The 413-nt window shown below is 70.2% G+C and carries 1 protein-coding gene; it reads right to left on the bottom strand.

Annotation, left to right across the window (positions count from 1 at the left end; genetic code table 11):
• The coding region (locus AB6A66_RS17525) for a phage portal protein (RefSeq protein WP_371056908.1) at positions 1-413 on the bottom strand (413 nt) is incomplete at both ends.

The raw sequence follows: 413 nt of genomic DNA, 5'->3' as shown, positions 1-413 counted from the left end.
GGGTGCCGGGCTCCAGGCTGGCGGGCGCCACATGCGGCAGGCCGCGGATCTGCCCGGCGTCTAAGGGTCGGTAGATGTGCAGCACGTCCTGCGCTGGCACGCGCAGCGTCTCGGGCACGGCCACGCGCCGGTCCGTGCTGTCGCCGGGATGGCTGCGGCGGAAGTGATAGGCCACCCGCCGGCCAATGGCGTCGAACTCGATCCCGCAGCGGATGCGGTTACCGTTGACGGCGGTCTCGGTCTTCTCGAAGGGCAGCATCTCGGACTGGAGAAGCTGCAGCTGCAGCGGCACCAGCAGACCATCCTCGGCCCGCCGCGGGCGCAGCCGGACGAAACACTCGCCGGCCACGAACATCTCCCGTGCGACCATGGCCTGCAGACCGTAGAAATCCGTCAGCCCGTCCGCATCCGCC

Origin of the sequence: Rhodosalinus sp. K401 (assembly GCF_041365735.1) — a bacterium.
Classification (GTDB): domain Bacteria; phylum Pseudomonadota; class Alphaproteobacteria; order Rhodobacterales; family Rhodobacteraceae; genus Rhodosalinus.
This window is presented reverse-complemented; position numbering and strand designations above follow the sequence as displayed.